The 23,561-nt window shown below is 37.5% G+C and carries 25 protein-coding genes and 1 riboswitch; of the genes, 10 read left to right on the forward strand and 15 right to left on the reverse strand.

The annotated features are described in order from the left end of the window. Positions 1 to 85: 85 nt before the first annotated feature. Positions 86 to 133, forward strand: a riboswitch (PreQ1 riboswitch). Positions 134 to 211: 78 nt separating this feature from the next. The 5 genes from queC (at position 212) to GZH82_RS11235 (ending at position 3,088) form a co-directional block, all read left to right on the forward strand. Beyond that, a complete protein-coding gene (gene queC / locus GZH82_RS11215) occupies positions 212 to 880 on the forward strand; it encodes a 7-cyano-7-deazaguanine synthase QueC (protein ID WP_162682549.1) in 669 nt (222 codons plus the stop codon). Further along, complete coding sequence (gene queD / locus GZH82_RS11220) at positions 880 to 1,311, forward strand: 6-carboxytetrahydropterin synthase QueD (protein WP_162682550.1); 432 nt, start codon at positions 880 to 882, stop codon at positions 1,309 to 1,311. The genes queC and queD overlap by 1 nt, the downstream gene beginning before the upstream one ends. Further along, positions 1,304 to 2,017: a 7-carboxy-7-deazaguanine synthase QueE gene (gene queE, locus GZH82_RS11225; protein ID WP_162682551.1), complete on the forward strand. Its 714-nt coding sequence runs from the start codon at positions 1,304 to 1,306 to the stop codon at positions 2,015 to 2,017. Before queD ends, queE begins: the two co-directional genes overlap by 8 nt. Before the next feature lie 147 nt (positions 2,018 to 2,164). Continuing rightward, a complete protein-coding gene (locus GZH82_RS11230; protein WP_162682552.1) occupies positions 2,165 to 2,764 on the forward strand; it encodes a hypothetical protein in 600 nt (199 codons plus the stop codon). 69 nt (positions 2,765 to 2,833) lie between these two features. Then, entirely contained in the window at positions 2,834 to 3,088 is a 255-nt protein-coding gene (locus GZH82_RS11235) for a GlsB/YeaQ/YmgE family stress response membrane protein (RefSeq protein WP_162682553.1), read from the forward strand. A gap of 174 nt (positions 3,089 to 3,262) precedes the next feature. Here GZH82_RS11235 and GZH82_RS11240 read toward each other — a convergent pair whose 3' ends face one another. The 5 genes from GZH82_RS11240 to GZH82_RS11260 all read right to left on the reverse strand — a co-directional run bounded on the left by GZH82_RS11240 (position 3,263) and on the right by GZH82_RS11260 (position 9,864). Further along, on the reverse strand, positions 3,263 to 4,243 hold the full coding sequence (locus tag GZH82_RS11240; RefSeq protein WP_162682554.1) for a glycosyltransferase family 2 protein: 981 nt from the start codon (positions 4,241 to 4,243) through the stop codon (positions 3,263 to 3,265). A gap of 268 nt (positions 4,244 to 4,511) precedes the next feature. Beyond that, positions 4,512 to 5,867: a hemolysin family protein gene (locus GZH82_RS11245; protein WP_162682555.1), complete on the reverse strand. Its 1,356-nt coding sequence runs from the start codon at positions 5,865 to 5,867 to the stop codon at positions 4,512 to 4,514. Positions 5,868 to 6,288: 421 nt separating this feature from the next. Then, complete coding sequence (locus GZH82_RS11250; RefSeq protein WP_162682556.1) at positions 6,289 to 8,187, reverse strand: PTS fructose transporter subunit IIABC; 1,899 nt, start codon at positions 8,185 to 8,187, stop codon at positions 6,289 to 6,291. A gap of 1 nt (position 8,188) precedes the next feature. Beyond that, positions 8,189 to 9,112 (reverse strand): 1-phosphofructokinase, encoded by a 924-nt coding sequence (gene pfkB / locus GZH82_RS11255; RefSeq protein ID WP_162682557.1) that lies wholly within the window; start codon positions 9,110 to 9,112, stop codon positions 8,189 to 8,191. Continuing rightward, positions 9,112 to 9,864, reverse strand: coding sequence for a DeoR/GlpR family DNA-binding transcription regulator (locus GZH82_RS11260; RefSeq protein WP_162682558.1), 753 nt, complete (start codon positions 9,862 to 9,864; stop codon positions 9,112 to 9,114). The genes pfkB and GZH82_RS11260 overlap by 1 nt, the downstream gene beginning before the upstream one ends. Before the next feature lie 234 nt (positions 9,865 to 10,098). Here GZH82_RS11260 and GZH82_RS13970 point away from each other — a divergent pair, with 234 nt between their 5' ends. Further along, the gene (locus GZH82_RS13970; protein WP_203232890.1) at positions 10,099 to 10,284 is read left to right on the forward strand and encodes a DUF6007 family protein; all 186 of its coding nucleotides are present in this window, start codon (positions 10,099 to 10,101) and stop codon (positions 10,282 to 10,284) included. A gap of 187 nt (positions 10,285 to 10,471) precedes the next feature. Continuing rightward, entirely contained in the window at positions 10,472 to 10,675 is a 204-nt protein-coding gene (locus GZH82_RS11265) for a hypothetical protein (protein ID WP_162682559.1), read from the forward strand. A gap of 42 nt (positions 10,676 to 10,717) precedes the next feature. On the opposite strand, the gene GZH82_RS11270 is transcribed toward GZH82_RS11265, so the two are convergent. The 4 genes from GZH82_RS11270 to norA all read right to left on the reverse strand — a co-directional run bounded on the left by GZH82_RS11270 (position 10,718) and on the right by norA (position 15,179). Then, complete coding sequence (locus tag GZH82_RS11270) at positions 10,718 to 10,897, reverse strand: VraH family peptide resistance protein (protein WP_238989567.1); 180 nt, start codon at positions 10,895 to 10,897, stop codon at positions 10,718 to 10,720. Positions 10,898 to 11,041: 144 nt separating this feature from the next. Next, positions 11,042 to 11,527, reverse strand: coding sequence for a Cys-tRNA(Pro) deacylase (gene ybaK / locus GZH82_RS11275; RefSeq protein WP_162682560.1), 486 nt, complete (start codon positions 11,525 to 11,527; stop codon positions 11,042 to 11,044). A 23-nt stretch (positions 11,528 to 11,550) separates the two neighbouring features. Continuing rightward, on the reverse strand, positions 11,551 to 13,875 hold the full coding sequence (locus GZH82_RS11280) for a CDP-glycerol glycerophosphotransferase family protein (protein WP_162682561.1): 2,325 nt from the start codon (positions 13,873 to 13,875) through the stop codon (positions 11,551 to 11,553). A gap of 137 nt (positions 13,876 to 14,012) precedes the next feature. Next, complete coding sequence (norA, locus tag GZH82_RS11285; protein WP_162682562.1) at positions 14,013 to 15,179, reverse strand: multidrug efflux MFS transporter NorA; 1,167 nt, start codon at positions 15,177 to 15,179, stop codon at positions 14,013 to 14,015. 324 nt (positions 15,180 to 15,503) lie between these two features. On the opposite strand from norA, the gene GZH82_RS11290 reads away from it, so the two are divergent. Then, on the forward strand, positions 15,504 to 16,121 hold the full coding sequence (locus GZH82_RS11290) for a DUF1361 domain-containing protein (RefSeq protein WP_162682563.1): 618 nt from the start codon (positions 15,504 to 15,506) through the stop codon (positions 16,119 to 16,121). A gap of 309 nt (positions 16,122 to 16,430) precedes the next feature. Further along, positions 16,431 to 17,135: a CPBP family intramembrane glutamic endopeptidase gene (locus GZH82_RS11295; RefSeq protein WP_238989568.1), complete on the forward strand. Its 705-nt coding sequence runs from the start codon at positions 16,431 to 16,433 to the stop codon at positions 17,133 to 17,135. 174 nt (positions 17,136 to 17,309) lie between these two features. Here the strand turns inward: GZH82_RS11295 and mdh are convergent, their stop codons facing one another. The 6 genes from mdh to GZH82_RS11325 all read right to left on the reverse strand — a co-directional run bounded on the left by mdh (position 17,310) and on the right by GZH82_RS11325 (position 22,756). Then, entirely contained in the window at positions 17,310 to 18,248 is a 939-nt protein-coding gene (gene mdh / locus GZH82_RS11300) for a malate dehydrogenase (protein WP_162682565.1), read from the reverse strand. Positions 18,249 to 18,538: 290 nt separating this feature from the next. Next, positions 18,539 to 19,024, reverse strand: a complete 486-nt coding sequence (locus GZH82_RS11305; protein ID WP_162682566.1) for an RloB family protein — start codon at positions 19,022 to 19,024, stop codon at positions 18,539 to 18,541. Continuing rightward, positions 19,017 to 20,345 carry an AAA family ATPase gene (locus GZH82_RS11310; protein WP_162682567.1) on the reverse strand — a complete coding sequence of 443 codons (1,329 nt, stop codon included), beginning with the start codon at positions 20,343 to 20,345 and terminating at the stop codon, positions 19,017 to 19,019. The genes GZH82_RS11305 and GZH82_RS11310 overlap by 8 nt, the downstream gene beginning before the upstream one ends. A 182-nt stretch (positions 20,346 to 20,527) precedes the next feature. Next, positions 20,528 to 20,809 carry a hypothetical protein gene (locus tag GZH82_RS11315; RefSeq protein WP_162682568.1) on the reverse strand — a complete coding sequence of 94 codons (282 nt, stop codon included), beginning with the start codon at positions 20,807 to 20,809 and terminating at the stop codon, positions 20,528 to 20,530. A gap of 82 nt (positions 20,810 to 20,891) precedes the next feature. Then, positions 20,892 to 21,800, reverse strand: a complete 909-nt coding sequence (locus GZH82_RS11320) for an aldo/keto reductase (RefSeq protein WP_162682569.1) — start codon at positions 21,798 to 21,800, stop codon at positions 20,892 to 20,894. Positions 21,801 to 21,826: 26 nt separating this feature from the next. Next, positions 21,827 to 22,756, reverse strand: a complete 930-nt coding sequence (locus tag GZH82_RS11325; RefSeq protein WP_162682570.1) for a CobW family GTP-binding protein — start codon at positions 22,754 to 22,756, stop codon at positions 21,827 to 21,829. 226 nt (positions 22,757 to 22,982) lie between these two features. Between GZH82_RS11325 and mgrA the strand changes: the two genes are divergently transcribed. Next, on the forward strand, positions 22,983 to 23,420 hold the full coding sequence (gene mgrA / locus GZH82_RS11330) for a global transcriptional regulator MgrA (protein ID WP_014614573.1): 438 nt from the start codon (positions 22,983 to 22,985) through the stop codon (positions 23,418 to 23,420). The last annotated feature ends 141 nt before the right edge of the window (positions 23,421 to 23,561 follow it).

A 23,561-nucleotide genomic window follows, 5' to 3' on the forward strand; every position in this document is an offset into this window, starting at 1 on the left:
CCTAATTGACAAAATTGAAGTGATAATCAGCAGAGCACGACTTGATTTATTACACTAGATGTATTACAGTATGGAACAGAATTGAATTGCAGAGGTTCCTAGCTACCAACCCTCTATAAAAAACTAGACATTTGTAACCGTCTATTTTTTATAGTGACGGCTTTTTTTATGCCTTATTTTAGGAGCTTCTCTATTAAAGGAGCGATTAATCATGTCAGAAGTGCTCAATAACGAAAAAGCACTCGTTGTATTTAGCGGTGGGCAAGATAGTACGACCTGTCTGTTCTATGCTAAAAAACATTTTAAAGAAGTTGAACTGGTTACATTTGAATACGGTCAACGTCATGCGAAAGAAATCGAAGTCGCGAAAGAAATCGCCGAAGATCAAGGGCTCAAACATCACGTACTGGATATGGCATTGCTTTCCCAACTCACACCAAATGCACTCACATCACATGATATGACGATAGATAGCCATAATGACGTTCCGAACACATTCGTCCCTGCTCGAAACTTACTCTTCCTATCATTTGCCGGTGCATTAGCGTATCAAATCGGTGCCAAACATCTCATTACAGGTGTATGTGAGACAGACTTTTCTGGTTATCCCGATTGCCGTGACAGCTTTATTAAATCGATGAACGTCACACTGAATTTAGCGATGGACCGTGATTTTGTTATACATACACCGCTTATGTGGCTCAACAAAAAAGAAACTTGGGCATTAAGTGATGACTTAGGTGTACTCGATTACGTGCGTGACCGTACATTAACATGTTATAACGGCATTATCGCAGAAGGTTGCGGCGAATGTCCGGCTTGTCAATTGCGTCAGCGCGGTCTTGAACAATATGTTGCTGAGAAAGGAAGTGAAGTCTAATGATGCAACAAATATATCCACAAGTCGACCATGATTATATGTATGAACTGAATAAAGACTTTAACTTTTCAGCGGCACATTTCATTCCTGACGAACGTGCCGGAAAATGTACACGTGTGCACGGTCATACGTACTTTGTCAATTTAACGATTGGCGGAGATGAACTGGACAGCATGGGCTTTTTAATTAATTTTAGTGAATTGAAAAGCTTAATTCATAACCAATTCGATCATTATTTACTGAACGATCTCGTGCCATTTCAAGGTAAAAGTCCCTCTACTGAAATTGTGGCACAAACGATTTATGACATTGTGAGCGCACGGTTAGCAGAATTGCCGAATGCACCGAAATGTTTACAAGTGTTCTTACGTGAGACACCAACAAGTTACGTCGTTTATCGCCCTAAAAACAAGGAGCAACGTCATGGCTAAAATACCTGTACTCGAAATTTTCGGTCCTACAATTCAAGGTGAAGGCCGTGTTATCGGTCGTAAAACGATGTTCGTCCGTACTGCAGGCTGTGACTTTCGCTGTAGTTGGTGCGATTCAAAATTCACTTGGGACGGCAGTATGAAAGATGATATTGAAATGATGGAAGCAGAAGAGATTTTAGCGCAATTGAGAAACATTGGTGGCAATCGTTTTAATCACGTGACAATTTCTGGCGGGAATCCTGCTTTAATTAAAGGGTTGCAGTCATTTGTAGATTTATGTGAAGCCAATGACATCCGTACAGCACTTGAAACACAAGGATCACAGTTCAAACCTTGGATGCGTCAAATCAATGACCTGACCCTTTCACCTAAACCGCCAAGTTCAGGCATGCAACAAAATCTACCACGTTTAGATGAAGTCATTGAACAATTAGACATCTCACGTATCAATTTAAAAGTTGTCGTATTTGACGATGCAGATTATGACTTTGCAAAAATGATTCACCAACGTTATCCAGACATTCCATTCTACTTACAAGTGGGTAACCCTTATTTAGAGGATCATGTCGAACACCATACAGCCAAACTACTCGAACGTTATGAACAGTTAATCGACCGTGTGACAGCGGATGCGGAGATGAATGAAGTGTTCGTCTTACCACAACTGCACACATTAATTTGGAGTAATCAAAAGGGCGTTTAATGGTCATGCGTATCGAGAAAGTCACGATTTGAAAAACTTATACACGGTCTCCTCAAAATGTTATTTCGTTAAAAGTGTTATTAAATGCTTATCGACAGTGATATTGATATAATAGTATAATGAATTGCGAAAAGTTAGGAGAACACAATGGCCTTATTTGTCATCTTAAATATCATTATCGTCGTTGGAGTATTTCTCATTGATATGTATCGACATCAGTACCCATACGTGCGTTTAAGTGCTTTCTTATTTGCGATTACAGTGAATAGTTTACTGAATCCTATTTTATTAAACCAGCTGAATTTTATTACGATGAGTAGCTTTTTAATGTATTTGACTTGGTACATCTTGCAAATGTATTTAGATCACCATGTGCGTACATTTAAAATTCAAAACCAAAAATTTTTCGCTGGTATTATTGCTATGATTATTAGCATTTTATTCGTTGTAATGACACAAACAGCAGATCAAACGATTTATATGTCTGTGCCGTACTTAGCACCTGCAATCTTTTTATTCGGTGCCATTTTACAATTTTCTAGTGTGTTACATTCACCACGGTTTGAAACTTTTTATCGACGTTTGAAAATGAAAAACCCATTATTCGTAGGTGCCTGCTTTATTGTTGCATCCATGATACTCATGATGTTATTAACACCTTTTTGGTACTTATATCTCATTATTTACGTGTGCCTCATTCTCATCTTTTTGTTAGAAAAATTATTTATTTTAGAAAAAGGTGATTAAAAAACAGTTGAGTGTGGTATGTATTTATTGAGCCTTAACATAGTTTAGAAAATAAAGGAGGCATTTACTATGGGTTTTATAGTGATGTTAATTGTCGGCGGTCTCATTGGTTGGGCTGCTGGTGCAATTTTAGGTAAAGATGTTCCAGGAGGTATCCTCGGAAATATTATCGCAGGTTTAGTTGGTTCTGCGATTGGTAGCTGGTTATTAGGTCATTGGGGTCCAGAATTCGGTGGCGTATACATTTTACCAGCATTAATCGGTTCAATTATTTTAATCGCATTAATTTCTTTAATTTTAGGAAAAATGCGTGGTAAAAAATAGACTATTCCGTCTAAATTTACTGTGATAAACACAGTAGAAAGGTGTAGATGATGAAATCTTCTTTCAAAGACTTCAAGCATCTACACCTTTTTTTGTATCGCTTTTGTTGAAAAGAAAAAGTCAAGTGGGCAACAACTTTAAATAAAAAGAGCTATTAAATCCACTATGTTCTCTTTAAAACGACACGTCTTGTTTGGTTTCATCACGATTTTTTGGCATTCGCACATTCGACGCTTCCACAATATATTTCGGTCGTTGTTTTACTTCATAATAGATACGTCCAATATATTCACCAATCACACCTATTGATACGAGTTGGATTCCACCGATAAACAACACCGCTGCAATCATCGTAAAATAACCCGGGACATCAACACCGTGAACCAATGTATCAATAAAGAGATAAATAATATAGATCATACTGACACCAAAAATGAGTAATCCTAAATAAATCATTGTACGCAACGGCTTATAATTAAAAGAAATTAAACCGTCTATCGCATAATTAAGCAAACTAACGAAAGACCATTTCGACTCACCCGCTTCACGTTCGACATTTTCGTAATGAATGATCTTACTGTTGTAACCTATCCATGAAAAGAGTCCTTTTGAGAAGCGGTTGTATTCCTTTAAACTGACTAACGAACGGACGGCACGCTGACTTAACATTCTAAAATCACCGACACCATCTTCTAACTCTATATCTTCAATGAAATAATTGATCATTTTATAATATAAACGGGTCACCCATTTGCGAGATACATGTTCACCGACCCGATTACGTTTCGCAATAATTTGATCGTAACCTTCACGATACACTTGAACCATTTCAGGTATGAGCTCAGGTGGATGTTGTAAATCGGCGTCAATCATCACGACCGCATCACAGTCCGTACTATGTTCAAAACCTGCAATCATCGCAGCCTCTTTTCCGAAATTTCGACTAAATGAAATAAACTTCACATGGGGTGACTGTGTGGCTGCCTGTTGGATAAGCGTCATCGTATCATCTTGACTCCCATCATCAACAAACAGCATGTCGTAATCATAAGATTGTACAACGCTATCTTTTTCTAGTATTTCTGTTAATTCTTGAATCGTTTGATGTAAGACATCCGTTTCATTAAAACACGGGACAATCACACGTAATTTCATTTTGTGCACCTACTCCATTAGCTTTTTTCTATCTACTATCCCTTGTTTCTACCCCTTTACATGAAAAACATAACGTTCGCTTTCAAAATAAAATAAAGCGGCATAGAAGTCTAACGTTCACATTAGATTTCGTATGTCCGCTCTACATAGAAACAATTTCATACAATGTTGTTCAGTTACTTGTGCACATGTCTCCGATTGCTCTGACACACTTGCAACGACCCATTTAATTGTAGCTAGGATAGCATATTGTCAATCTCCCTAACTTTTAGGATTCATCTTTTAAATAATCATCCTCATCATCTTCATTTTTCATGCGTGCTTCGTTGTATTCATAACGCAATAACACATGGATAATTTGATGATTTTCAATTTCAGAAATCACCCAACGATCATGTACCGTATCGACAAAATCTTCTTGTTCGAGATCGGTATTTTGCGCTTGAAGCCAACCCCCGATCGTATCAATGTCTTCTGAATCTTCAAAGACAATGCCGAACATTTCTTCTAAGTCACTGAGTAACACACGACCATTAATTTGGTAAGTTTGCTCATCTAACTTCACGATATCGTTAACTTCATCATCGTCAAACTCATCTCGAATTTCACCGACGATTTCCTCTAAAATATCTTCCATCGTTAAAATACCAGCTGTTCCACCGTATTCATCAATAATTAAACTGATGTGTACATGTTCGCGTTGCATGCGTACAAGTGCATCACTAATACGCGTCGTCTCTGAAATCATTGGCAATTCATGAATATAGTTACTGATTTTAATCGGTACACCTGACGCATATTCCGTTAAAAATTCTTTTACGTTAATAAAACCTTTAATGTGGTCTTTATCGCCGTCTTCCGTAATTGGATAACGTGTAAATTGATGTTCTTTAATTGTCTCTAGCAGTTCATCAACATTAAAAGGTTCGTTCAGTGTAATCATTTGCGTACGCGGCACCATAATATCTTTAGCATGGCGTTCGTCAAATGAAAAAATATTTTGCATATATGCGAGCTCAGTTTGGTTAATTTCTCCACCATGATAGCTGTTGTTCATAATGATTTTGAGTTCTTCTTCTGACATCGCTTCATTACCTGCATTCGGATCTGCACCGAAAATGCGAATGATAAAGCGCGCAGAACCATTCATCAACCAGATTAGCGGCTTCATAATCAATCCGAAATAGTACAGCGGTCTTGCATAAAGTAATGCGATACGGTCTGTATATTGAATCGCTAAACTTTTCGGCGCCAACTCACCAATCACGACATGAATGTATGTCACGACAGTAAAAGCCACTACGATAGATACCGTCATCACTAGCGCATCCGGGATGTTTAGCAGTTCGATGACCGGGTGTAAAATACGTTCAAATAAAGGCTCACCTAACCAACCTAATCCAAGTGAAGTCACTGTAATCCCCAGTTGACAGGCTGATAAATAATAATCTAAATTTGAAATCATTTTTTTCACAACACGTGCATTCCCATTTCCCTCAGCAATGAGTTGTTCCACACGTGAAGCTCTCACCTTAACTAATGCAAATTCAGAACCTACAAAGACTGTAGTTAAAGCAATTAATGCAAAAAATATAAATAAGTATAATATGGTCGTACTATCCAATTAGTTCCCTATTAGATAGGGATTCACCTCCGTTAATTGACATCGCCCAATAGAAAGCGATGTTGTATTGATTTGGCTATAGCGACAAGTCATATTCACAATTCCTAAATCCTTCCCATTGAGCAACCTCCAGACACAAAAATATTAATTTTATCATATCATATCTTTGAGTGAAATTATACTATGAACCTGTGAGACTTAGGACCCATTTTATACAGACTATGATTTATCCTAGTTTTGCTTTGATTGACTTTCCTTATTGCTACATACAATATTTTAATGCGTGTTACTACATAGCACATAGAACTCATTTTGAAGTTTGTAGACTATTTCTGACATCTCGACTCCTCAAACTTTTCCCAAATACCAAAAAAGACACACACATGATTCAAAACCATGCATGTATCTCTTCAAAAAATGTCTATGCTTTATTTGGTGATTGTTTAATAATGCCGTAAATCAATGCACCGACAACCGCACCAATTAAAATAGCAAGCAGTGTGAGTAATGCGTGACTTGGATCCGTACCAAAAATCACGACTAAACCACCGTGTGGCGCGTTAATATTTGAACCGAATAATAGCGCAAGTCCACCGGCAACACCTGAACCAATCATCATTGACGGAATGACACGTAATGGGTCTGCCGCCGCAAATGGAATAGCACCTTCAGTAATAAAACTTGCGCCCATGACAAAGTTAGGAATGATTGAACCACGTTGTTCTTTTGTAAATTTAGAACGGAAAATCATCATCGCTATCGCAATCGCAATTGGAGGTACCATACCGCCAACCATTGCTGCTGTAATTGGTACTGCATTACCTGCAGTTAACGCTGCAGTACTGAAAACGTAAGCTGCTTTGTTGAATGGACCACCCATGTCAATCGCCATCATTGCACCGAGTACAATTCCGAGAATGACCACATTGCTACCTGATAAGTTGTTCAATCCTGAAATTAAAGCATTGTTTAACCATGCAGCAGGTGTATTGAATACGTAAATCATCAATAAGCCTGTTACAGTAACAGAAACAATTGGGTAAATCAATGTTGGTTTAAGTCCTTCTAACATTTGCGGGAAGTTTTGCGTTGCTGTCTTAATACCTTGCGTTAAATAACCGGCCAAGAAACCAGCGATAATCCCACCTAAAAATCCTGAGCCACCAGAGACTGCAAGCATACCCCCTACAAGACCTGCTGCGAAACCTGGTTTGTCAGCAATACTACGCGCAATGTAACCGGCTAAAATTGGAATAATTAACGCAAATGCACTCTTATTTCCAATGTTCCATAACGTTTCAGCAAATGCATTGTATTGTGAGCTTTTCGGATCCATCGCATTAGGACCAATCATAAATACAATTGCCATCAAAATACCACCGGCAATGACAAGCGGTAACATATTCGATACACCGTTCATCAAGTGTTTGTAAATCGCTTTACCGACACTTAATTTTTCATCATCGTCTTTTGAGCTTTGACGATTGTCAGCTACGAATGGTTTACGTGTTGTGTCCAATGCTGTGTTAATTAATGATTCTGGACGTTTAATCCCATCAGCCACAGGGACTTGAACCACGTTTTTACCATTAAAACGATTGGTTTCTACATGAACGTCTGCCGCAACAATAACACCCGTCGCACGTTCGATATCTTCTTGCGTTAATCTATTTTTAATACCACTTGCGCCGTTTGTTTCAACTTTAATGTTAATGCCCATTTCTTCAGCTTGTTTTTTTAAAGCATCACGCGCCATATACGTATGTGCAATACCTGTTGTGCAAGCTGTCACCGCAAGAATATAAGGTTCATCATCATCTATAGGTGCAAGTTCTGCCATTGCTTCTGTGTCTTCATCTGTTGCTTCGTCGTCTGCTTTATTAATAATCGCGAGCACAGCTTCAGGTGAATCAGCTTCTAATAATGCTTGACGCACACTTTCGTCCATTAAAACACTCGACAATTTGGCTAAAGCATCTAAATGCGTTTGTGCGCCAGTTGCCGGTGCTGCAATCATAAAGAATAAATGTGCAGGTTGCATGTCTAAACTGTCATAGTCAACACCTGCTTTAGACTTACCAAATGCGATAGCTGGTGTTTTTACCGCTTCTACTTTCGCATGTGGAATCGCAATCCCTTCACCAATGCCTGTTGAACTTTGTTGTTCGCGTTTGTGAATAGCTGCGATATAATCATCTAATTGATTTAATTTTCCTGCTTGATTTAATTGTTGTGCGAGTTCGTCAATGGCACCGTCTTTCGTAGTCGCTGAAAGATCAATTGCGATTGTCTCTTTTGTGAGTAACTCAGTAATTCTCATGTTACCCCTCCTCATTAAGTGGTTGAATCGTCACATATGCTTGGAGTTCTTGAATCATGTCATATTGTGCTAAATCATCGTTAAAGGCTGTCGCAGAACCTGATGCTATCGCTAATGCCAGCGCTTCAGGTAACGCTAGATTTTGAGAAAGTCCTGCAATCATTCCGGCTACTGTACTATCACCAGCGCCGACTGTATTGACAACTTGACCTTGTGGCGCTTGAATTTTATATGCCACATCTTGATCCACATAAATCGCTCCAGCGCCGCCGAGTGACACGATAACAGATTGTGCCCCTTTATCAACTAAACGACGGGCATACGTTAACACGTCTTGGTCTGTCTCTATCTTCGTGTTAAACATTGCCTCGAGTTCGTGCTGATTCGGCTTAATAAATAAAGGATGATACGGTAAAATCCCCTCGATTAAAGACTTCTCAGCATCAACGACAAGTTTTGCGCCTGTTTGTTGTGTGATTTTTGCAATATCAATATAAATGGTGTCCGACAGACTTGAAGGCACACTTCCGGCTACAACAACGATATCCTCAGCGGTTGTTGCTTGAAGTTGTTCGAATAAAGTCGTTACTTGCGCTTCGGTAATGTGAGGTCCAGCCGCGTTAATCTCTGTCTCAGCTTGACTCTTCAACTTCACATTAATACGTGTATCTTCATCAACTTGTGTAAATGCCGTATGAATTCCTTCTGCTTTTAAAGTGTTTTCGATAAATTGACCTGGAAAGCCACCGATAAACCCTAAAGCTGTTGAAGGAACTTGTAATGTTTGTAATACGCGAGAAACGTTGATCCCTTTACCACCCGCAAATTTCGCAGTGGCCGTCGTACGATTCAACGCACCCGCAGCAAAATCATCTACAAACATGACATAATCAATAGATGGATTGAATGTCACTGTATAAATCATCATTTGCCTCCCAATATTTCAAAATGATTGTCATAAATATCAAAATGACGCATATGCCGTGCTTTTTCTGAAGTAATTAAAATCGGTTGCTCTGTCGCGTGAATCGCCGCTAAATATTGTTGATTGAACTTAGATGCATCCGCTAGTATATACACTTGTTGCGCGTGTTTCATCGCAGTCTCTTTCACGATTGCCTCACGTTCATCCGGTGTCGTGAGCCCTGCTTCACAGTCGATACCATTCACACCTAGAAATACTTTATTAAAGCGATAATGTTGCAAGAACGAGACTGCACGACTACCGACTACTGCCAAAGTGTTTGCCTTCACATCGCCACCGATAATTTTAGTCGCAATCCCTTTTTTCAATAACTCTTCAACGTGTGGTAACCCATTCGTGATTACCGTAATGTCTTTCGCCGTTAAAAAAGGAATCATTTCTAAAGTTGTAGAACCGGCATCCAAATACAAGCAATCACCATCATTCACAAGTTGTGCCGCTCTTTTCGCAATTTCCACCTTTTCTTCAATATGCTGTGTACGTTTCTCATGAAGTTCAGGTTCCTTTTGTTCGCTAATTAACTTTGCGCCCCCGTGCACACGCGTCAACTTGCCATCGTCTTGGAGTTTCGATAAGTCACGTCGAATTGTGGAGGCACTTGAGCCCGTATATTCCATTAAATGTTGCAATGATAGAAATTGATGTTGTTCCAATGCAGTTAGTATAAGTTGATGCCTTTTTTCCGTTAACAACTTTATCACCTCAATTCAGTTACATTATAGTGTATCCGTTTTCACTAATCAATCATTTTCGTTCATAAATTTTCAAAACCAGTCATATATTGATAGAGAAAGACAAAAATCAGTCACATTCAGTCAAAAATGGCATTGGAATTTTTCACTTTAGTATGTGTTCAGATAATGGAAATCAATATTAATCATCATGAGGTCATGCTATGATAGGGTTAAATGGATAATATGTAGTCAATGAACAATCCAAAAAGGGGCGTGACAGATTTGAAAAAGGATAACCTCGATGAAGCACTGACAGGTATTGGCGTTTTAGATTTGATTTTTGTCGTTCCTTTCTTTGTACTCTTTTCTTATCTCCCGTTAGAACATTGGTGGCAATGGATTATCAACATGATCATTGTCGTACTATGTGCAATGTGAGCAGCGTATCTTTTCCATACGATTAAAAAACGATTCAAAAGTGGCCATCATTGAAAGGTTAAGATGGGTAGGGCAATCTCATAGTAACCTCATTATTCAATCACACAACTAATGATTCAATCGATAGGATTTAGAATTTTTGTTAAAATAGTAGTAGATATATTTTAGATTGAAGGAGGACGTGGTTATGCTAAAAAGTAGAAAAGAACGACTGACAGCGGCAATCTCTTCTCTCGTCATTTCTATAGGTTTTGTCGTCCTAAACATTTCTAATATCATGACAAAAGAGTCCAATATCGCCCTCATATTGAGTCTTGTGAGTTTGCTCGTTTTCTGGACTTTTATTGTCATTGATATTTATGTGATATACAAACTCAAAAAAGAAGCGTGACCGACTTGAATCTTTGTCGTATCACGCTTCTTTTTTATCATTTTAGCATCGTTCGTATGCATAAGAACCAATGACTGCACCAGCTGGAATGCCGATAAATGGTGTAAAAATCATACTTAACAACACCATTGACACAATCATAATCACAAAACTTTTAGAACCTATCTTCATATCTAACAAATTCTCTTTAACACGTTCAAAATAATCTCTAACTTTCATCATATACAACTCCATATATGTCATTTTCAACTTCGCTACATTCATATTCTATCATGTGCGCAACGCTGAACACCTGCGTCCCGAGGCTTATATCATTGTCAGACATTTGTTGTATATGATAGCTGTGGCAAAGCATTCCCGTCTGACTCAATGGGATTGAATGACGTCTTTCACTTCAGCACGACTCATGTCAATTAAATCATGTGGCGCTAAGCCCATCTGTCCCCCACGTTGTCCTGCACTGACGAAAACCTGGTCGAGATCTTCAATAGTACCATTAATGACAGTCGGAAAATGTGTCTTCATTCCGATAGGTGAGCAACCTCCACGTACATATCCTGTCACTTTTTTCAAATCATCAAGTGGCATCAAGTGCAATTTCTTTTCGTGCACTGCTGCCGCTGCTGCTTTCATATCTAAATGTGCTGTCACTGGAATAACGAAGACAAAGTGTTCATGGTTTGCATTTTCAAGAACGAGCGTTTTGTACACTTCTTCACTATTCGCGTTAATCAGTGAGGCAACTTCATGACCTTCAAGATGTCCTTCACCGACTTCAAACGTTCGAATTTCATAGTCCACTTTCGCTCTATCCAATTGACGCATCGCATTCGTTTTCTTTTGTTTCGCCATGACTCTACCTTCTTTCTAAACATTTATCGCGCAAATATCGACCGCACGACTTGTTCATCTGAATCGCGTTGATCATACGTCATTAATTGTGCAATGACCTTTTGATGATCGACAGATGATGTTGTTTCAATATACTGCTGAATTTTTTCGACATCTAACGTCACTTTTTGAATACTTGGAAATTCCGTCATATCAAAGTAAAAGCCGACATCTTGTTGATAATCTACTGTATCCTCATCAAGAATTAAAATTGGACGATTTAAATGCGCATAATCAAACATTGCTGACGAATAATCTGAAATAAGTACATCTGATATTAAATATAACTCTTGAATGTCCACCATTTCATTAAAAAAGCAATGGACACGCGGATGTAAATGATGATAACGTTCACGTAAATGCCCTTCATTCGGATGCAATTTCACAATCATTTCATAAGATGACGGGAGACGTTCCAACAATGCGACAATATCTAATTCTGATACCGATTGTCGCGCATTTTTACGCCAAGTTGGACAAAATAAAATGTACTTTTTAGACCCATCTCGTTGGCATAAATACTTCTCTTGGATTTCCAACCATTTCGCTTCATCGTTTTGATGGCGGATTAACAAACTGTTCCGTGGTGCACCGTCACGCAAAATCGTTAAGTTCGGATGTGTATCGAGTCGAAATGCTGAGCGAATATAGTTTTCATAGCGTTCTGAAGTTGATAACAATACATCCCATTTCTGCATGCGCGGTGCAAATTGTTGGGCTTGTTTTTGACGCTCGACAGCATCTACCAAGTCATTCACCATTCGTTTAAGAGGAAAGCCATGCCACGTTTGAATGACTTGTTGCTCAGGATGTTTCACCAGTCTATCCCACAAATTTCCATTAATGACCGCATAACGACATCGTTCAAAAGCACGCATGTAAGCACGTGTGCCAAAGCGTATAGGTGTCATATCATAGCTACGGATTTCCATTTCTACTAACGGATCCGCCGCACTAACATAAATCGTAAGTTCCGGATATAATCGCTTCATCGCACATGCAATGGCTTTCGGATCACCTGAAAAGTTTTTACCATGGAACGATTCGATAAACACCGCCTGATCTGACACATGACGACGTTGATTTTGAAATTTTTTCACTTGCGCTTCAACATTAAAGAGCCCTTTACGCGTCAGTTGATACAAACGTGACCCTTTACGAAACGGACTTTTCGGTGCTTGTTCTGCTGTCTCTTTCACTTTAACTGCAATACGTTTCGCCGTATTTTGTACATATTGATAACTTGCTTTCATTTTCGGTTTAGCAATTTGCGACACATCAATCGTATGCATTGCTGCCATGGCCATTGTTTGAGAAATCAATGCCTCTGTATCGTGACTTTGTGCAAGTTGTGTGTCGAAGGTCTCGACATCCGCTTCACGTTCCGCATCTGTATACGTGTCATTGACCATTGCTACAATTTTCGCAGCATCAATTTCCAATGATTTTGTCATCCAAGTGACCGCATGAAACGGCGCATAAATATCTTTCAACACACCATCCTCGCCCGGATAAAGACAAACACGGTTGCCTTGTGCCATTGCTTCTAATATCGAATAACCGAACGTTTCATATGGCGACGTTGAGACGTAAATATAATCTGTCGGCTCTGGTCCGTTGATATGGACATAATCTTCTAAATGATATGCAACGACGAGATTTTCGTACAATTCCAACGAAGGTCCATATCCTTGTAAATAAAGACGAATGCTCATTTCGCCTTGTGTATACACGAAATAGCGCATCAATTTTAACACATACGAAATATCTTTAATCTCATCTTCAAAACGGGCTTTCATTAATAGATTGTGCGTTTGGTGGACTGGTTTCGCTTGAAATTGCACATGCTGATGATTCACATACATCGGAAAGACATATGGATAGTCATAGCGCTTTTGAAATGCTTCTGCAATTTTTGACGTACTGACACGTACCGCATCAATCGCCTCTAATGTCAAATCCATTTGTGGGTTAAGATACGCTAACGGACTATGAATTTCACCTAAAATGCGCATTCCCGGCGTACGATGTTTCACTTCTCGCGCAAATTTGAAAAAGTCCTCACGTGTTAAAATCAGTAAGTCTGCCTGAGCTAACGTCTGTGCCCCGCGAAATGCGATAAACTGCGCACCTTCAATCGCTTGCCCTTCTTCAGCTTTCAATTGAGTCACTTCACGCTGACGAAAATGCATGTAGTTGACATACGTTACTTGATGACCTGCACCCAGAAAACTTTGGATTAAATTGAGGTTACTTCGCGTTGTGCCACCTTTTTGAAAAATGTTATAGCCTAGTATTTTAATGTGCATCACGTATTCGCTCCTACTTCTTCAATTCAATTTCTCACATTATAACACGAAAACAGCAGATTATCGCATGACACCGCTGTCGTGATGACGTGTCAAATGAGATATCTGCTGTTTTATTTTACTTTTGATTGAATTGTTTAAGACTGTTTCAAATTTTGATGACGACGTAATTGTTTTTCAATCAAAATCACAATACAGCCGAGTAGCATAAATAGAATCGACATGTATAATGGATATTCAATATTCACATCATATAAACCGCCGGCAATGAGTGGTCCTATGAAATTCCCCATACTCGTAAATGTTGAATTAAGTCCACCCGCAAAGCCTTGACGATTCCCTGCAATATTTGAGAAATAATTCGTTAATGCAGGGCGAATTAAGTCAAAACCGATAAACACGATGAAACAGATCAACATCACATGCCAATAACTATGTGCAAAAACAAGTAGCATTAGGACAAATGCCGAATAGATTAAAGCGTAAATAATAAACACGAGCTCACTCATGCGACGTATCATTTTATCAAATAAGAACACTTGGAAGATGGCACCAAAAATACCGCCACCTGTAATCGCAATTGAAATGTCACCCGGTTGGAAATCCATTTTATCTGCTGTATACAGTGGAAATAACGTCTCAAATGCAGATAAGCCAAACGCTAAAATTAACGTTAAAATCGCGGGTGTAATAAAGGCTTTGTAATTAATTTTGCCAAGCTCCGTACTATCAAACTGCGCAAAACCTTGTGTGGTTGCACGTTTCGGTGACTGGATGAATATCAAAGTACAAATAAATGCCAAAACGCCGAGTACACCAGCAAAAACAAAGGGCAAACGATGTGAAATCTCTGCCAAGAAACCACCTATCCCTGGCCCTAAAATAAAACCAGCTGAAATGATTGCTGACATGTAACCAAAATTTCGCGCTTTATCTTTTGGTGGAGAGAGATCCGCAATCAAACCTGTCACCCCTGGCATGACCATCCCAGCACTAAAACCACCGAGCACACGTGACACAACAAGTAATGAAAAAGTGTGGCTCCATGCAAATAAAAACTCAGAAATACTAAATAAAACTAAGCCAATACAAATAATGAGTTTTTTGCCTAACCGGTCTGCCAAAGTCCCGCCAAAAGGTGAAATCAACATTTGAGCGAGCGCAAATACTGCAACGAGTACACCCAGATCTGCCCCGGTCAGCCCTAAATCTTTTAAATAGACAGGTAACACAGGAATAATGAGCCCTATACCTAAAAAGACTAAGAAAATATTCAAATATAAGATGATGAATTGTTTTTTCAAATGCGTCACTCCTTCCGCTTCATCCAAAATATTACAACATTATATAACATTCATTTTACAAAAGAAAGTTTTGAAACGCTAAAATTAAAAGATTTTGAAACAAAGAACATCAAGCTTTTTTTATACTATCAAATTTATTTTATTATTCTATAGCTTATTATAATCTAAAGGTAGCCGAAGCAAGCGATGTAACAGATCCGCTTCCTCTCACTTTCACTGTCATATCTACAACTTGAGACTGATTCCTCTTTAAACGACAGTTAAAAATTTGAAACCATCGAAATGAACGGTTATGCTATATATCTCATAGAAGGAGGTATCACAATGAATGCCCGATACATTGCGCGTAGCACCTATGTGGTATTAATTCTTATTTCAATACTTATTCCCAATCACTTAAAGTTTTTAACACTCAATGTATCTTTAGCTTATATTCCATTAGAATTGGCCTATTTGATTAAACTCTTTATACCGAGGCGTGCATTTGAATGGCCGCTTTTTATCATATACTTACTTATTTTTATATTAATGTTACCGAACACGTTTTACATGGTGACAGATTTAATCCATTTGAATCAATTTACATTTAACTTTTTAACTGAGCTCAATTTATATGAGTGGTTCCATTTCACATTGCTCATCTCATCAGTCATCTTCGCACTTTATTGTTATGTGTTAATTGTGATGGAAATCTATCATCTCATTCAGGTCACTCTATTACGTATTGTTGTTTTGTTCGGCATGATGGTTTTGAATGGACTCGGCATTTATGTAGGACGTTTTTTACGTTTTCATAGTGTACATATTATTAACCATCCATTTTCCGTCATCGCCTCAACATTGAAAGCACTGAACCTTGAGGCACTTATTTTTATTTCATTCATCATATTGATTCAAGCTTTACTATTCTTATTTGTGAAAGGAGTTCGAAGCCGGTCATGATTTCAACAGTTATACTTATCAGTGCGATACTGGTCTTTCAACTTCTTATCACTCTATTTTACTATCAAATCGGCTGGCGGAAATTGTGGCCCCTCGTCATGCTCTTACTACCTATGGGCATTGCAGTATTCGGAATTCAAATGTTGTATTACGAACGACATTATCCAAACTGGCAACTTCCCTTTAAAGTGAAATTATTGCTAAAATACAGTTATATTCTTACATGTCTTCAATTTGTAAGCTTATATTTATTGCTTTTTGGCATTTAATGAATGTAGAATCAAAATACCTAGGAGGAAAATGATGCATATGTCTTCAAAGCAAGTCGCCTGGCGTGATTTATGGGCGATTGTCATCTATTTTTTAGCACAAATCATTCTGGGCAATGTGTTCAGCCTATTCTTAATACCATCAACACATATGCCGGTCGCAATGGCACTGTTAATTGTCGGTATATTCACGTCCATCTTTGTCATTATTTACTTGGCATGGTCACATCGTCATGGCTTAAAAACTAAGATAAACGTCACACTGACTCAAAGTAAAAAGCATATCAAGCTGATGGCCAGTGCATATGTGCTATATATGATTGCGAATATGATTTTCACTTATGTAATACAGTTTTTACCTGAACAATGGCAATTTAAAGAAACAGGCAACCAAGAAGCACTCATGGCCTTTTTCCATCAACCTGCCTGGTTACCACTCGTATTTTTAAGTTTAGCCATTTTGACACCGATAACTGAAGAATTGCTTTTCCGCCATATCATTATTGGCGAGCTCGGTAAAAAATGGGGCGTCATGTTTACAGGTCTGATTTCTATCGTTATTTTTGCAAGTTTACATATGGTCGCCGCACACCATCCACTTGAAGCTGTACCTTATATTTTTCTAGCAACGATGTTCGTCGTCGCTTACATTAAAAGTGGTTGCAATATTGCTGTGTCCATTTTCTTGCATATGTTTAATAATACACTTGCTTTTATCAGCGTCCTTTTCCAAATTTTTTCATAACGATTAAAACCCCACGCACCTCAACAACGCGGGGTTTATTTTTATATGTTAAATTGAACGTATGATGCGTCACAGCTCGACTCAGTGTTAGTACAGGAGAGGGAGAAAGGCTGAGCAAAACGCAAGACAAATGATTCTCCCCCTTACACTGCACGGTTCAACAATCAGCTTATCTTACAAACTTTTCAGCGCCGCCTTCACACCTTCAACCGCTTCAGCTGAACGTTTCAACTGCGCCTTTTCTTCATCCGTTAACTCTAATTCAATGATACGTTCAACACCATTTGCCCCTAATAGGGTTGGCACGCCGATATAAATATCATTCAATTGATACTCCCCTTGACAATAAGCAATCGTTGGCAATACACGTTTTTGATCTTCTAAAATCGCAATTAACATTTCATACACTGCAGCTGCTGGTGCGTAATAAGCCGACCCTGTCCCTAACAGTTGTACAATTTCTGCGCCACCTTTACGCGTTCTTTCAACAATTTCTTCCATTTTTTCTGGTGGTAACAATTCATTAAGTGGCACGCCATTCACTTGACTATGACGCACTAACGGCACCATCGTATCACCATGTCCGCCCAACACCAATCCTGTCACATCATTCACCGCAACATCTAAAGCTTCCGCAACAAATGTATTAAATCTCGCTGTATCTAACACGCCTGATTGTCCAATCACACGTTCACTTGGAAAACCTGACGTACGATAAACTGTATACGTCATCGCATCAACCGGATTAGTTAAGACGATAATCGTACAGTTTGGTGAATATTGCACAATTTTCTTCGTCACTTCGACCATGACTTGTTCATTCGTTTGGACTAAATCATCACGACTCATACCAGGTTGACGTGGGACCCCTGCCGTGATTACAACGACATCCGAATCTTTCGTATCCGCATAGTCGACAGTTGAATTCACATGCACATTAAAGCCTAAAATAGACCCACTTTGTTGCATGTCCAACGTTTTCCCTTTCATCACTGACGCGTTCTTTTCACGGTCAACAATCAACACATCCGCATTGCCACGAGAAGCAATAATAAATGCAAGTGTTGCGCCCGTGTGACCTGATCCAATAATTGAAACTTTTTTTCGTCTCATATTCCAAAACCCCCTTGTCTATCATCACTTTTATTATATCATTGCATTTTTATTAATGTATAATACAATTCACATTTTTACATGTAATCTTTGTGACAAATGATAACAAAACAGAAGATGGCGCTATTAATGAGTGGGGGATGATTAATGACTCACCTATAAACGCTTAGTAACGTTAAAAATAACTTTTAAATCATGATGAATATTCGTATAAGGATTTTGATTAATAAGATACGCGCGATTTTGTTTCACCAAATTAAGATCTCCATGATTTAACTTTAGTGCATTTTTCATTGCGCACTCCACATTATCCTCAAACTTTTCTTGAATTTGTTTAAAACTTTCATTCTTATAATTTTTCCATTTTTCAATTTCTTATTAAGCTGTTCGGCACTCAAACTTCTATCTTTTTTTACAGACTCCAAATGCAGTAATAACCATAATTCAAAACATTGATTTGTATAAAATAAATAATAGTTGTTTTTCCTGATTTCCGAAATAGCCTGTGAGATATCCTCAGTAGATTGATTGTCATAGTCAAAAACGATAACGACTATATCACTTTTTTCTACTTTCTCTTTATTAATCACCTTTTTGACTAATGCTTTATGACTTTGAGCTACCGCTTCAACACTAACACTGATATTAGACTTGCTATGCTTTTTCCTTAACATGTCAAAATAGTGCTTTTCAGTATAACCCTCACAGTATATTTTAACTTTTTTGTTGGGCGTTTTTCCTTTTTTCTCTCTTCCTCGTCTTTTATTTTTACTCATCCTCACCACCATCCACATGATGTTTTTTACCTATCAAAGTTGTGAAATCATTTATCGTTACATTAGGAACCGCACCATAGACACCTTCCAAATAACGTTTAAAAATTGTTAAATCTGACCTTTTACCATAGTCATCATTAAAATCAAATATACTATACAATTCACTAGCACCTTCGAAGTCTTTCTTAGCTAAATAAATTTGATCCACGCGTAAATCGCAATCTAGTAAAAACAACTGATGCGAAGTTAAAATAAACTGACTCCTATTCTCCATTAGATTAAACAGTTTAATCATAATTTTGGAAAGATTTAAGTGTAAAGAATCATCAAATTCATCCATCACAAAAACGCTTCCCCTTTTAGTTTCGTCTAGTATATTCAATGCCAAAGTAATCAATTTTTTCGTGCCTTCAGATTCATGATCGAAAGAAATACGTTGACTTCCTATTCTATCGCCTTCTTGATTATACTTTTTATATACTAAATTCAATTTATAAAAATCAGTTTTCAGCTCTGCTTCACTTGTATTCGTTACTTCTTCATTTTCGTTATTAATTGCATTTAAAAAGTTCAATAGCTTTTTAGGTATGTTAAAAGTATCTATAGTTGTATCAACATCAGCTACTTTAATATCACATTTCTGTAAAAATTCTATAAGGTCGCTTTTGGTTTCTTCATTTTCTACCACATGCAGCATTTCTTTAATATCATCATACTCTAAATGTCCATTAATGAAGACGAGTTGATTTGAAAACCATCGATAGACATTCAAACAATGTGTATCATTCACACTTTGCCCAACTTTTAAAAAGAGTTCATTTTTTCTCGTTTTCGCCACTTCATCTTTAACCCATTTAGGCGTAACAATAAATGCTTCTTCATCTCTTTCAAAATATTTATGGTATTTACCATTTTCATAATAAAGTAATCTTTCACTTAAAATAGCAGTCTCTACATATTCAAATTGATATTGATATTGAATCCCGTTTGCTAAGATTTCCACACATAACTTTGTACTATTTTTATCTGAATAATCATCTAATAAAAAAGAGGCTTTAGGAATTTTTTTAGTAGCACTCATATTTTCACTCAAAATTAACTGTTGCATTAACTTTAACGCGCTAATTAAATTAGATTTACCAGAACCATTTGCTCCAAAAACAATTGCGCTTTTTAATAAATTTATTTTTTCAGTATGACGTGTTTTTTGTACTTCATAAGTATTCTCTTTTAACTTCCTGAGTCTTTTTCCTGTTTCCATACTAAAAACTGTATCATCTCTATAAGAAAGATGGTTTTTGAATTCAAAGTTGATCAGCATCTTCCAACCTCCTAACACATTTCCGTTCTTAAAAAATCTAACATAGTTTATTATAAGCTAAATAATTACAAACTAAAACAGAAATACGTTGTAAACTTAATAGGTCAATTAAAACTAATCAATGCGATACGAAAAAACACGCCTACATGGACGGACACCATGTAAACGCGTGCACATTTCACCTAATGAAATTCAAGTAACATGTATAGATAAAGCGCAAATGCTCCAGCCATCAATAAGGTCATCATCAATAAATACAATGCGGTGCGCCCATATTTGAATAAAAAGGCAATAAACATCGCGATGACATTATACACCATAAAGATACCAAAAACAGTGACAAGCCAAATGATATCTGGTGAAAAGATAAACAGTAATGCAACGATAAAGCCAAAGATGATGTACGGTATAGCAATGACATTACGTTTGAAACGACTGCGCTTAATTTTTTCCTCTTCTGTCATATTTTTCCCTCTCAATTCCTAATAATCACGTTTAATTGTACTAAAGTTTGCTGTACGTTGACTTCCTTGTTATGTGACAATTTTATGGAATGTCATAGCCTTGTGCAGCAGTATAAATATCGAACCACTCTTGGTCATGTAATTCAAGTTGGAGACCATCAATCACTTCGTCAACACGTTCGAGTCGTTCAGTTCCTATAATCGGCATGATGTCAGCTGGATGCTTTTTAAACCATGCCGACACTACCGCAACAATTGAAGTATGGTGTGTTTTCGCAATTCGAGTTAATACTGGAAGGACACGTGCTGCAACTGGATCATTTTTATCAAACAAACGACCCCCTGCAAAAGGTCCCCAAGCCATTAATTTCACGCCTTCACGATACATATCATCAATTGTGCCGTCATGAAACGCTTTTAAATGATAAGGAGAAATTTCAATTTGATTCACTGCGATATGAAACTTGTCGTCTTTCAAACAACGATTTAATAATTCATATTGTGGGCGCTGAAAATTAGATACTCCAAATGACAACAATTTACCTTCTTTGACTAAATCTTTTAAAGCATCGGTAATTTCACACGGTTTCATTAGCGGCGATGGTCGATGAATCAACAAACTATCCAAATGCTCTACTTGAAATGACTTTAATGAACGCTCAACTGCACGTTTAATATGCTGTTTACTTAAGTCATAACGATGGTCGGTTTGCTCTGGATAAATTTGATTCGGCAAGACAATTCCACATTTAGTTACGATTTGAATTTTATCGCGCAGTTCAGGTGACAAAGCCAATGCATCTCCAAACATTTTTTCCACAGTATAATGCCCGTAAATATCGGCATGGTCCATCGTTGTCACGCCACGCTCAACAAGTTCATGGATAAAACGATTCATGGCTTGTGTCGATTTCTGCCATTGATGCGCTCGAAAAAAGCCTTGTATGACTCTAGAATATTTCACATGCTGATTGATAGTGATTTGATCCATTTAAACACCCCTTGAATAATCCAGAATTAAGTAAATTGTAACATATCCAATTGATTTCTTAACATGGCCTTATCTAATTGTTCGCCTATGATTACAATAGAAGTTGGGATTGTCAGGTGACCTACACTTTCAATAGATGGTAGGCCTTCTGAATATTGAATTAAGAAAATCTCATCAGGCTGTTCGCGCAAACGAATATAACCTTTTAATCGCAATACATTGTCAGGCAGCCTTAAAATGAATTGAACAAGTGCTTCCTGAGAGACTGCACTATTGAATTGATATTGTAAGCTCGTATAATGTGCATGTGTATGACTATGGAACCCCGTCACATCGACATTTTGTGCATTTGCACCTTTTTTAATTGTTTTCAATGTTTCACCATATTGTGTGAGAACGATGCGACTTTTAGGTGATAACGCCTTAATTTCTTCAATCATCACTTGAAGTTGTGCCTCATCTTCTATTAAATCCGCTTTATTAACCAGTATCGTTTGACTCGCACGGACTTGATCTTCCATTAAAGCTTTCGTTTGTGCGGTATTGTCATGTCGTTTCATAAATCTGACACTATCAACTAAGCCTATAGTTTCAATTGATGAAAATACATCCACTATTAAAGGGTCTTGACAGGCAACCAAAATATCAATTGGATTCGCGACACCAGTAGCTTCTACAATGATATAATCAACTTCTGCATCACGCGTTAATTGGTACAAATGCGCAATTAAATCGTGTTGAATGTCACAGCAAATACACCCTTGTAATGCTGATTGTTGTACATCATATCGACTCAAAAGATGACTGTCTACATCAAAATCACCAAATTCATTTACAATGAGTGCAACTTTCTCATCTTTTTTTAATATTTGCGTCATATAATGATTTAAGAATGTGGTTTTGCCACTTCCGAGAAATCCATGAATCAATATGAGTGATGTTTGTTTTTTAAACATAAATTTAACCCTTTCTCTCAAAAAATCTACAAATCTGTTATAATATATGTATATGTCTGACTTTAAACTTGATAAAGTACGCTTTATCTTCTAAAATTACTGCATGCTATATTTTAAGGATAGCATAGATTTAAGTGAGAACGGCTTAAATCACTCGATTATGGACGGATTCCCATTCGTGATAAAAAAAGAGAAAACGGATAGAATGTCTGGAGGAGAACTAATTATGTCTGACCATTTAAACTTAAAAGAGCAAGTATGTTTTAGTTTGTATAACGCACAAAGACAAGTTAACCGCTATTATTCAAACAAGATTTTCAAAAAATATAAGCTCACGTATCCGCAATTTTTAGTTTTAGAGATTTTATGGGACCAGTCCCCTGTAAATGTGAAAAAAGTTGTAACAGACTTAGCCCTTGATACAGGGACCGTATCACCTTTATTAAAACGTATGGAACAAATTGATTTGATTAAAAGAGAACGTTCTGAAATCGACCAACGCGAAGTATTTGTTCATTTAACTGAGAAAAGTAAAGCAATGGAACCAGAATTAGCAAATGCATCTCAACAAGTTGCAGAAGCTTCATCTTTAACACCTGACGAAGTAAACGAACTAACTCGATTATTAGAAAAAGTGATTACAGCTTTTGATGAAAGTAAGTAAACGACTGAAATCGGTCACTACTTCTAAGTCATAAGTAGCGTTTTCGTATTGATATAGATAGACTTGTTTTAGGGGACAATATCAATTATAACACGATGAAAGTATTGGGGCTTGTGTTATTGATATTTAAATCTATAACGT

The organism is Staphylococcus sp. MI 10-1553 (assembly GCF_010365305.1).
In the GTDB taxonomy this organism is placed as follows: domain Bacteria; phylum Bacillota; class Bacilli; order Staphylococcales; family Staphylococcaceae; genus Staphylococcus.